This is a genomic window from Streptomyces sp. NPDC056347, assembly GCF_042262625.1.
GTDB lineage: Bacteria > Actinomycetota > Actinomycetes > Streptomycetales > Streptomycetaceae > Streptomyces.
The window spans coordinates 1-10,120 of sequence record NZ_JBHJQP010000234.1; the positions used below are offsets into that span (position 1 = coordinate 1).

8 protein-coding genes and 1 tRNA gene are annotated in these 10,120 nt (G+C 74.3%); 1 reads left to right on the forward strand and 8 read right to left on the reverse strand.

Going from position 1 to position 10,120, the window contains the following annotated elements; genetic code table 11:
* Nucleotides 1-47 precede the first annotated feature (47 nt).
* The 4 genes from ACFCV8_RS33340 to ACFCV8_RS33355 all read right to left on the reverse strand — a co-directional run bounded on the left by ACFCV8_RS33340 (nucleotide 48) and on the right by ACFCV8_RS33355 (nucleotide 3,847).
* Entirely contained in the window at nucleotides 48-1,829 is a 1,782-nt protein-coding gene (locus ACFCV8_RS33340; protein ID WP_376689248.1) for a DEAD/DEAH box helicase, read from the reverse strand.
* A 185-nt stretch (nucleotides 1,830-2,014) separates the two neighbouring features.
* Nucleotides 2,015-2,158, reverse strand: coding sequence for a hypothetical protein (locus ACFCV8_RS33345; protein WP_376689249.1), 144 nt, complete (start codon nucleotides 2,156-2,158; stop codon nucleotides 2,015-2,017).
* Nucleotides 2,159-2,166: 8 nt separating this feature from the next.
* The gene (locus tag ACFCV8_RS33350) at nucleotides 2,167-2,358 is read right to left on the reverse strand and encodes a CopG family transcriptional regulator (protein WP_376689250.1); all 192 of its coding nucleotides are present in this window, start codon (nucleotides 2,356-2,358) and stop codon (nucleotides 2,167-2,169) included.
* A gap of 25 nt (nucleotides 2,359-2,383) precedes the next feature.
* Nucleotides 2,384-3,847: an MFS transporter gene (locus tag ACFCV8_RS33355; RefSeq protein WP_376689251.1), complete on the reverse strand. Its 1,464-nt coding sequence runs from the start codon at nucleotides 3,845-3,847 to the stop codon at nucleotides 2,384-2,386.
* Nucleotides 3,848-4,046: 199 nt separating this feature from the next.
* Here ACFCV8_RS33355 and ACFCV8_RS33360 point away from each other — a divergent pair.
* Nucleotides 4,047-4,118: transfer RNA gene (locus tag ACFCV8_RS33360), tRNA-Cys, on the forward strand.
* 74 nt (nucleotides 4,119-4,192) lie between these two features.
* Here the strand turns inward: ACFCV8_RS33360 and ACFCV8_RS33365 are convergent.
* From ACFCV8_RS33365 to ACFCV8_RS33380, 4 genes are read right to left on the reverse strand one after another with little or no spacing between them, the layout of a single operon-like run.
* Nucleotides 4,193-4,762, reverse strand: coding sequence for an AAA family ATPase (locus ACFCV8_RS33365; RefSeq protein WP_376689252.1), 570 nt, complete (start codon nucleotides 4,760-4,762; stop codon nucleotides 4,193-4,195).
* Nucleotides 4,759-7,095 (reverse strand): xanthine dehydrogenase family protein molybdopterin-binding subunit, encoded by a 2,337-nt coding sequence (locus ACFCV8_RS33370; protein WP_376689253.1) that lies wholly within the window; start codon nucleotides 7,093-7,095, stop codon nucleotides 4,759-4,761. Before ACFCV8_RS33370 ends, ACFCV8_RS33365 begins: the two co-directional genes overlap by 4 nt.
* Nucleotides 7,092-8,933, reverse strand: a complete 1,842-nt coding sequence (locus ACFCV8_RS33375) for a 2Fe-2S iron-sulfur cluster-binding protein (RefSeq protein ID WP_376689254.1) — start codon at nucleotides 8,931-8,933, stop codon at nucleotides 7,092-7,094. The genes ACFCV8_RS33370 and ACFCV8_RS33375 overlap by 4 nt, the downstream gene beginning before the upstream one ends.
* The gene (locus ACFCV8_RS33380) at nucleotides 8,930-9,826 is read right to left on the reverse strand and encodes an FAD binding domain-containing protein (protein ID WP_376689255.1); all 897 of its coding nucleotides are present in this window, start codon (nucleotides 9,824-9,826) and stop codon (nucleotides 8,930-8,932) included. Before ACFCV8_RS33380 ends, ACFCV8_RS33375 begins: the two co-directional genes overlap by 4 nt.
* Between the last annotated feature and the right edge of the window lie 294 nt (nucleotides 9,827-10,120).

The window sequence follows — 10,120 nt, forward strand, 5'->3', positions numbered from 1 at the left end:
GGCGAGGACCCCTGTCCCCGCCCCGGGCCCGCACCCGGGTCACCCGGCTACTTCATCCGGGTGGCCCACTCCTGGACCTTCTTGATCCGCTGCTGGATCTGCCCGGCCGTGGCCTCCGCGCTCGGCGGACCGCCGCACACCCGCCGCAGCTCGGTGTGGATCACCCCGTGCGGCTTGCCGCTCTGGTGGGTGTACGCCGACACCATCGTGTTCAGCTGCTTGCGCAGGTCGAGCAGCTGCTTGTGCGTGACGACCGGGCGCGCGTCGGCCGGCTTCTCCAGCAGGTCGGCGTCCTGGGCAGGCTTCTGCCGGCTGTGCGCGATCTGCCGCGACTGGCGCTTCTGGAGCAGCAGCTGCACCTGGTCGGGCTCCAGCAGCCCCGGGATGCCCAGGTAGTCCTGCTCCTCCTCGCTGCCGGGGTGGGCCTGCATGCCGAACTCGGCGCCGTCGTACAGCACCCGGTCGAAGACCGCGTCGGACTCCAGGGCCTCGAAGGGCAGCTGGTCCTCGGTCTCCTCGTCCTGGAGCTTCTCGGCGTCGGCGAGGAGCTTGTCCTCCTCCGCGAACGGGTTCTCCTCGTCGCTGCCGCTCTTGGGCCGGTCGAGGACGTGGTCCCGCTCGACCTCCATCTCGTTGGCGAACTGGAGCAGCATCGGAATGGTCGGCACGAAGACCGAGGCGGTCTCGCCGCGCCTGCGGGAGCGCACGAAACGGCCGACGGCCTGCGCGAAGAACAACGGCGTGGAGATCGTGGTCGCGTACACGCCGACGGCCAGGCGCGGCACGTCGACACCCTCCGACACCATGCGGACCGCGACCATCCAGCGGGAGTCGCCCTGGCTGAACTGGTCGATCTTCTTCGAGGCGGCCTTCTCGTCGGAGAGGACCACGGTGGCCTTCTCGCCGGTGACCCGCTTGAGGATCTTGGCGTACTCGCGGGCGGAGTCCTGGTCGGTGGCGATGACCAGGGCGCCCGCGTCCGGGATGCCCTTGCGGACCTCGGTCAGCCGCTTGTCGGCGGCGGCCAGCACGTTGGGGATCCACTCGCCGGTGGGCGCCAGCGCCGTGCGCCAGGCCTGCCCGATGGCGTCCTTGGTCATCGGCTCGCCGAGCCGGGCGGCGATCTCGTCACCGGCCTTGGTGCGCCAGCGCATGTTGCCGCTGTAGCTGAGGAAGATCACGGGCCGGACGACGCCGTCGGCGAGCGCGTTGCCGTAGCCGTAGGTGTAGTCGGCCGAGGAGCGCCGGATGCCGTCGTTGCCCTCCTCGTACGCGACGAAGGGGATCGGGTTGGTGTCGGAGCGGAACGGCGTGCCGGTGAGCGCGAGCCGCCGGGTGGCCGGGTCGAACGCCTCCGAACAGGCCTCGCCCCAGGACTTCGAGTCACCGGCGTGGTGGATCTCGTCGAGGATCACCAGGGTCTTGCGCTGCTCGCAGCGGTTGCGGTGCAGCATCGGGCGGACGCCGACCCCCGCGTAGGTGACGGCGACGCCGTCGTACTCCCTGCTCAGCGGGCCCGCGCTGTATTCGGGGTCGAGCTTGATGCCTATCCGGGCCGCCGCTTCGGCCCACTGCTTCTTCAGGTGCTCGGTCGGCGCGACGACGGTGACCTGCTGCACGACGTGGTGGTGCAGCAGCCATGACGCGAGGGTCAGCGCGAAGGTGGTCTTCCCCGCGCCGGGGGTGGCGACCGCGAGGAAGTCGCGCGGCTGCTCCTGGATGTACTTCTCCATGGCACCCTGCTGCCAGGCTCGCAGCTTGCCGGCCGTGCCCCAGGGGGCGCGGCCGGGAAAGGCGGGTGAGAGGTGGTGGGAGGCGGTAGTAGTCACGGTCTCCGGTTCGGGGCACTCGGGTACGTGGGGTGGCTGCCGGTGCGTACGGATCGGACGCGCACGCGATACGACAACCGGGCCACCCTACCGGTGAGGGGTGCCGCGTGAATCGCCTCGAACCGCACCGCCCCGCACGGAACCCCGCACGAACAGGCCGGGGTCCCGCACGGGTGCGACTGAGCTCACATGCCCACGTGCGGAGAACGCAGGCGCTGGGCGATGAGCCCGACGTCGTCGAGGTTCCCCGTCGCCACCTCGATGACGAGCTCGTACGCCTCGTCCTGATCGACGTCGACCATGTCCGAACCGCTGAACTGGACCGTCAAGTACTTCGCTACTCCCCGAGCCTCCGAAGCAGGTCGGCGTGACGCACCGCGTACTTGGCCCCGAGCCTGCGGGCCTCGTGCCGGTCCGCCTCCTGTTCGAGGTACCGGTCAGTCGCCTGGAGCACGATGGCGTGCATGCTCCGCCCTTCTTCTGCCGCGCGGAGCTTGAGCGCCTCCTGCTGGTCGTCACGCGGACGCACGCGAGTGGGGCCGGTCTGGTATCGGCTAACGCGTCCGCACCCGTCCCGCCACCCACGCCCCGGCCAGGGCCACCACCGCCATCGGGAGGAAGACCGCGGCGAAGGCCGCCGGGTGCGACCCGGTGGTGCCGGACGCCGCCACGTCGTGCACGGCGCCCATCGTGCCGCCGCCCAGGGCGGCGAAGGCGGCCCCGCCCGCCGCGAGGAGCAGGACGTTCGAGAGCCCGTCGGAGATCTGGAGGGCCGCCGAGTTGGCCCCCGCCTCCTCCGGCGCCGACAGCTTCAGCAGCAGCACGCTCGTCGAGGCGGTCACCAGGCCCATGCCCAGGCAGCCGAAGGCCCAGGCCACCGCCACGGTCCAGACCGGCACCGCCTCGATCAACACGGACGGCGCGGCCGCGATCGCCGCGGCGACCAGCACCATGCCGCCCACCATCAGGCGCCCCCGGTACGGCTCCAGGCGCGGCCGGGACTGGATGTACGAGCCGAGCGCCCAGGTCCCGCCGCCGGCGGCGAGCGAGAAGCCGGCCATCGTCGGGCTGAGCCCGCGCTGGGTCACCAGCATCAGCGGTACGAACGACTCGGCGGCGATGAACGAACCGGCCGCCACCCCGCGCAGCAGCACCACCGCGGGCAGTCCGCGCGCCGCGCGCACGGTGCCCCGGGGCAGCAGCCCGCGGACCGCCGGGACGAGCAGGGCGAAGCCGGCGGCCGCCGGGAGCAGGGCGAGCCAGTCCAGCTCCTGCCCGGCGTACTGGAGCAGCGCCGCGCCCAGCGAGATCCCGAGGGCGAGCCGGATGCGGCGCCGGTCGTACGGTTCGGCGGGGGCCGCGGGGTCGGCCGGTCCGGAGGCCCGGCGCCGGATCTGGGGCAGGGCGAGCGCCAGCGGGAAGACCACGAGGACGGGGATGCCGACGAAGACCCAGCGCCAGCCCAGGTGCTCGGTGACGGTCCCGGCGGCGAGCGGACCGACCACCGAGGGGACCACCCAGCTCGCGGCGAACGCGGCCAGGATCGAGGGCTGGAGGCGCTCCGGGTAGGCCCGCCCGATCACCACGTACAGGGCCACGATCACCAGCCCGCCGCCCAGCCCCTGGACGGCCCGGCCCGCGACGAAGACCCACATGCTCCCGGCGGTCCCGCAGAGCATCAGGCCCAGTACGAAGGCGCTCATGCCGGTGGCGAGCGGTCCGAGCGGGCCGCGCCGGTCCGCCCACTGGCCGGAGAGCACCATGGCGAAGAGGCTGGTCGTGAAGTACGCGGAGAACGCGAACGCGTACAGCGCGATGCCGTGCAGTTCGCGCGCGGCGACCGGCATCGCGGTGCCCACGGCGGTCGCCTCGAAGGCGATCAGGAGGACGACCGAGACGATGCCGATGCTGAGCGCCCGGTAGTCGCGGCCGAGCACCCCGCCGGCCGGGGCAGTGGCCGGGGGCTGCGCGGCGAGCGGCGGGGTGTCGGTGTCGTCACGCGGTTCCAGGGCACTCATGGGCCCAAGCGTAAGGGGCGGAATGCGGCCCGGACCCTGTCGTGAGGCGGTCCTGTGCTCGTCCCTTGGGCGTAGGACCGTCCTGCCGGTCGCGGACGCCGATCGTGAACGCCGCATTGCGGTCGTATGGCGTCCGGGCCCGGCCCCTTGAGCGGGGCGCGGGCGCGGGCCTACCGTCGAAGCACGCCGAGGGGGACCCGGCCGTGTGCCCGAGTGGTTCAGGGGCTCGACTGCAACTCGAGTTACACCGGTTCGAATCCGGTCACGGCCTCCCCGCGTCCCTCCCGGACCCGGCCCAGGACCCGCGTACGGCCCCGGATCCGCGCGCCGGCCCGACCCTCGTGTCTACCGGATGCGGGCCTCGTCCAGCCCCGCGAGCACCGCGTCGACCGACTCCGCGACGGTCTGCCCCGAGGTGTCGAGCCAGAGCCCGATCCGCGGCGTCTCCTCGCGCGCCACCCCGATCAGCGACTCCACCGTCCACCCCGCCCCGTACCCGTTCTTGGGCCGTGCGGCCTCGCGCTCGGCGACGGCCGCCGGCTCCGGGTCGAGCACGACGACGTACAGCGGGCGGGTACGGACGAGATCGACGTAGCGGGTCAGCTCCCCGCCCAGCACCACGTCCTGCACGACGGCGGTCCAGCCCGCCTCCGCGTACGTGTCGGCCGTCATCGCGGAGAGCCGGTAGCGCAGCCGGAGCTGGTCGGCGGCCTCCTGCGGCGCGCCCGGCACCGTCTCGGCCCGCCCGGACACCACCATCCGGCGGAAGACGTCGCCGCGCACATGGACGGACCGGGGCAGCCGCTCGGCGAGGGCCTGGGCCAGGGTGGACTTCCCGGCGGCCATCACCCCGGTGATCAGGACGACGGCGGGGCCGGGGCCGCCGGTGGCCCCGGCCGTACGCGGTGCGCTCATGCGCCCGACACCACGGCCGCCTGGGGGCGGATCGGGAGGCGGTTGACCGGGCGGCCGGTGGCCGCGCGGACGGCGGCAGCCACCGCCGCCGGGGAGGTCACCACGGGGACCGCCGAGGCGGGCTTGGCGCCGAAGGGGGCCACCACGTCCCGCTCCTCGACGAGCTCGACGATCCGGATGTCCGGGGCGTCCAGCGCGGTCGGCAGGGCGTACCCCGTGAGGTCGGGGTGGCGGACCAGACCGCGGGCGGTGCGGAGGTTCTCGGTGAGCGCGGCGCCGATGCCCTGGGTGACCCCGGCCTCGATCCGGGTCGCCAGCTGCGCCGGGTTGAGGATCCGGCCGACGTCCTGGGCGAGGGCCATCTCGACGACCCGTACGGAGCCGATCTCGATGTCGACGTCCACCACCGCGCGGACCGCGCAGAAGGCGAGGCCGACGAAGGCGTCGCCCTGGCCGGACGCGTCGAGCGGCTCGGTCGGGTGGGGGCGGCACTGGGCGGTGGCCCACAGCTCCTTGCCGTCCATCGCCTCGGTGACCGTGGTGGACAGCACCCCGTCGTAGGAGGTGATCTTGCCGTCGGCGATCTGGAGGAGTTCGGTGGACATGCCGAACTTGTGGGCCAGCGGCTGGAGGAGCTGGGTGCGGACCATCTTCGCGGCGCGCTCCACCGCCCCCGCCGACACCCAGGTGTGGCGGCCGTGCGTCGCCGGTCCGGCCGGGGGCTGGTCGGTGTCGACGGAGGCCACGTGGACCTCCTCGATGCCCAGGGTCTCCTGGACGACCTGGCGGGCCAGGGTCGTGAAGCCCTGTCCGGTCTCGACCGCGGCGCAGATGACCGTGGCGATGCCGTCGTGGACCCGGACCGTGGCCGTGGAGACCTCGTCGGCGCCCTCCGCGCCGAGCATGTGGACCATGCCCAGCGCGTAGCCGACGCCCCGGCGCACCGCACCGGGTTCGCCCGCGCCCTCCAGGCCGCCGGGCAGCAGCCAGTCGTCCTCCGAGCTGTCCTTGGGCAGCACGGGGAGCGGGAAGTCCCGTACGGCGGTGAGGAGTTCGGCCACGGGGGCGGGGCAGGTGACGGTCTGGCCGGTGGGCAGGATGTCGCCGGTGGCCAGGACGTTGCGCAGCCGCAGTTCGGCCGGGTCGATGCCGAGCTTGGCGGCCAGCTTGTCCATCTGGCCCTCGTACGCCGCGCAGACCTGCATGGCGCCCTCGCCGCGCACATGGCCCGACGGCGGGTTGTTCGTACGGACCGCCCAGCCCTCGATGAAGGCGTGCGGGACGACGTAGGGGCCGCAGGCGAACGCGACGGCGGCGGCCAGCGACTCCGAGGACGACTCGGCGTACGGGCCCGCGTCGAGCAGGATCTGCGCCTCGACCTTGACCAGCCGTCCCTCGGCGTCCGCGTGGTGGCGGTAGCGCAGCAGGGTCGGGTGGCGGTGGGAGTGGCCGAGGAAGGACTCCTCGCGGGTGGCGGCCAGCTTGACCGGGCAACCGGTGCGCAGGGCGAGCAGGCCGAGCGGGAGCTGGAAGCCCGGCTCCTCCCGGTCGCCGGTGGCGCCGGGGACGCCGGTGACGACGATCTTGACGCGCTCGGGTTCGAGGCCGAAGCAGGCGGCGGCGAGGTCGCGGTCGGCGTGCGGGTCGGTGGAGGCGGTGTAGATCTCCACCCCGCCGTCCGGGCGGGGCACGGCGAGCCCGGCCTCGGCGCCGATCGGGGCCGGGTCCTGGCGGCCGATGCGGTACAGGCCCTCGACGACGACCTCGCCGGTGACCTCGGGGTCGCCGTACTGGAGCGGGATGTGGCGGATCAGGTTGCCGTCGGGGTGCAGGGGTTCGGCGGCGAAGGACTGCTCCGGGTCGGTGACCGGTTCGAGGACCTCGTAGTCGACGGCGATGGCCGCGGCGGCGAGCCGGGCCGTGTCGGGGTGGTCGGCGGCGACCGCGGCGATCGGCTCGCCGTGGTGGCGGACCAGGTCGGCGGCGAAGACCGGGCGGTCGACGACGCGGCGCCCGTACAGGTGTTCGCCGGGGATGTCCGCGTGCGTGATCACGGCCCGTACGCCGGGCATCGCGACGGCGGCCGAGGTGTCGACGGACCGGATGCGGGCGTGCGGGTGCGGGGAGCGCAGCACGGCCGCCCAGAGCAGGCCCTCGGCCCACAGGTCGGCGGCGTACGGGAAGGTGCCCTCGGTCTTCGCGCGGGCGTCGGCGGGCGGCAGGGAGGCGCCGAGGCCGAGGGCGGGCGCGGGCGGTTCGGCGGGGCCGTCGAACGCCGGGGTGGTGATCCGTGTGCTGGTGGCGTTGGCAGCGGTGGCTGCGTCGTTGCTCACGCCATGCCTCCGTCCTGGGCGTACGGCTCGCTACCGGCCCCGGGGGCCGCCTGGTGCGGGATACCGGCCTCGTCGGGCTCCGGGGACGTGGAGTCCGACGAGGCGGGGGCGTGGGGCGCCTCGCGGCCCGCGATGACCTCGTTGACGGCGTCGAGGACGCCGCGGTAGCCGGAACAGCGGCAGAGGTTTCCGCAGAGCGCCCGGCGCGTCTCCAGTTCGCTGGGGGCGTGGTTGCCCTCCAGCAGATCATGGATGGTCATGGCCATGCCCGGGATGCAGAAGCCGCACTGGACGGCGCCGCACTTGGCCAGGGCCCGCTGGACGTCGGACGGCTCGCCGTCCACGGCGAGGCCCTCGACGGTACGGACCTCGCTGCCGGCCGTGGTCGCGGCCGGCACGAGGCAGGAGGCGACGAGCCTGCCGTCCACCTGGACGTTGCAGGCACCGCACTCGCCCTGCGAGCAGCCGTCCTTGGCCCCGGCGAGGCCGAGGCGCTCGCGGAGCACGTAGAGCAGCGACTCGCCGATCCAGGCATCGCTGACCGGGCGGTCGGCGCCGTTCACGTGCAGGACGTAGGAGACGGCGGGGTGCTCGTCGGGAAGGCCGAGAGGCGGCTCGGGCTCGACGGCCTCCGGGGCCTCGGGGGCTTCCGGGACCTCGGTGGCTTCCGGAATCTCGGTGGCCTGCGGGACCTCGGGGGCCTGCGGGACCTCGGCGGCCTGCGGGGCCGGGGCCGCTTCCGGGGGTTCGGGCGCTTCCGGGACCGTGCCGGGGCCGGCCTCCGGCTCGGGGGCGGATGCCGGCTCGGGCTCCGGGTCCGCTTCCGGGGCCTGCTCGGCGGGGGTCTCGTCCACAGCCGGTACGGGCTCCGCCTCGGGCACCGCCACGGGCGCCGCCTCCGCGGCCGTCTCCGTGACGGGGGCCGGCTGGAGCCGGGGTCCCGGTTCCGGCACCGGCTCGGGCTCCGGCGCCTGGGCGGGTTCGGGTTCGGGTTCCGCTTCCGCCACGGGCCGCGGCCGCACCTGCGGTTCCGGCTCCGGTTCCGCCACGGGCTGCGGCTCCGGCTCCGCCTCCACGACCGGCTGCTGCGTCGCCCACGGGGCGGGCGCGCCGCCCGGCAGGGTGGCCGACGGGCTCTGGTTCCCGTACCACTGCGCGGCCAGCGCCGAGGCGGCGAACTCGCCCGACTCCTCCGGGAGTTCACCGTCGGCGACCGGAATCGTCCACTGCCCGGTGTGACCGCCCTGCCCCGGGTTCTCGGCCTGAGGAACCTGAGGAGCCTGAGGGACTTGCGGGGCCTGCGGAGCCTGGGCGGCCTGCCCGGCGGGGAGGCCGTACTCCGTCGACTCGTTGAAGTTCCACTGCCCCGTGGCCTGCTGCGCCTCCCCGTACCGGTCCGGCGGGAGCTGGGTGAACGGGTCGTGCGGGGCCTGCTGTTCGTGCGGGGCGTGCGGGGCGACGGCCTGCGGGTACTCGTAGTTGTAGTCGTACGGCCCCCGCTGCTGGTTCGGGTCCGGCCAGTGCACCGCGCCGGGGGCCTGCGGCTGCGCCGCACCCGCCCCCTGCTGGTGCTCCGGCGGACTCTGCGGCTGCGCCGCCCAGTTGCCCGTGGCCGACGGGTCGTGCCCGGCGGCGGGCGTCAGCGGCACGATCATCGGCGGTACGTAGCCGTGGCCGGGCGCGGCCAGCGGGATGTTCGCCAGGTCCTCCGGCGACAGCTGGACGAAGGCGGTCGCGCCGTCGTCGTACTCGCCGCCCTGCGGCGTCGGCTGCCAGCTGCCGTGGCGCAGGTGGTCGTCCTGGCGCCCGTGGTCTTCGTTGCGGTCCTCGGTGGTCACGACAGTGCCCTCCCCAGCGCGCGTCGGGCCAGCGCGGCGACGGTCCGCCGCAGGTGCAGTACGGCGGGGGGCAGCGGTGGCGCCTCTCCCCCGTCGGCGGGCGGTTCGTGGTCCGGGATGCAGGCCGCGGCGACGTACTCGCCGAAGGCGGCCAGCGCGTCGGGGGCCAGTCCCCGCTCGCCGTCCCAGTCGATCAGCGAGGCGATCCAGTGCTCGGCCTCCAGCGGCCGCAGCGGCATCGGCGCGATGGCGCCGACCGCGCAGCGCACCCCGCGCCGGGCCGGGTCGAGGACGATCGCGACGGAGGCGGTGGCCCGGCCGGGGCCGGTGCGTCCGGTGGCCTTCAGGAAGACCTGGGGGGCGTGCAGCAGCGGCACCCGGACGAAGCCGATGAGCTCGGCCGGTCCGAGCATCTCGCGGCCGGCCAGCAGGTGCGAGACCGGGATCTCGCGGCTGGCCCCGTCCGGCCCCACGATGACCAACTCGGCCTCCAGCGCGGCGAGCACGGGCAGCGCGTCACCGGTCGGGGCCGCGGTGGCGATGTTGCCACCGAGGGTCCCGGCGTTACGGATCTGGGGCGGACCGGCGGCGCGGGCCGCGGCGGCCAGGGCGGGAATGAGGGCCGCGAAGTCGGGCCGCCCCATGCGCGCGTGGGTGAGTCCGGCGCCGAGCAGGGCGTGACCGTCCTGGTAGTGCCAGCCGCGCAGCTCGCTGATCCGGCCGAGGCCGACCAGGCCCGAGGGGCGCAGCAGCCCCTTGTTGACGGCCGCCATCAGGTCCGTTCCGCCTGCCACGGGAACGGCGGCGGGCATGGCGTCGAGCGCCGCCACGGCCTCGTCGAGCGAGGCCGGCAGCGTCACCGACTGCGGCGCCTGCGGTGCGTGCGTGGTCAACCCAGCTGCCCCTTCCCGGTGTCCCGGCTGTCCGGCTGTTTGGCCGTACCGTACGTGCTCGAAGCCTGGACGTGGCAACTCTGGCACATCTTCGGATCGGACCGACGCGAGGGTCCGCGAAGGACGCATCTCTCCTCGATCGAGGGAATGTTCCTGTTTCGGACTGATTCGGTGCGGAGTGCGAATTGCCGCTGTTCGTCGCCGCTTGTCGCGGTTGCGGCGGGGCGGTGTCCCCGTGCGCCACGCCCGTGCGGCAGGGCGAGTTCCGGACAAAAAACCGCCGGCCGGCACACC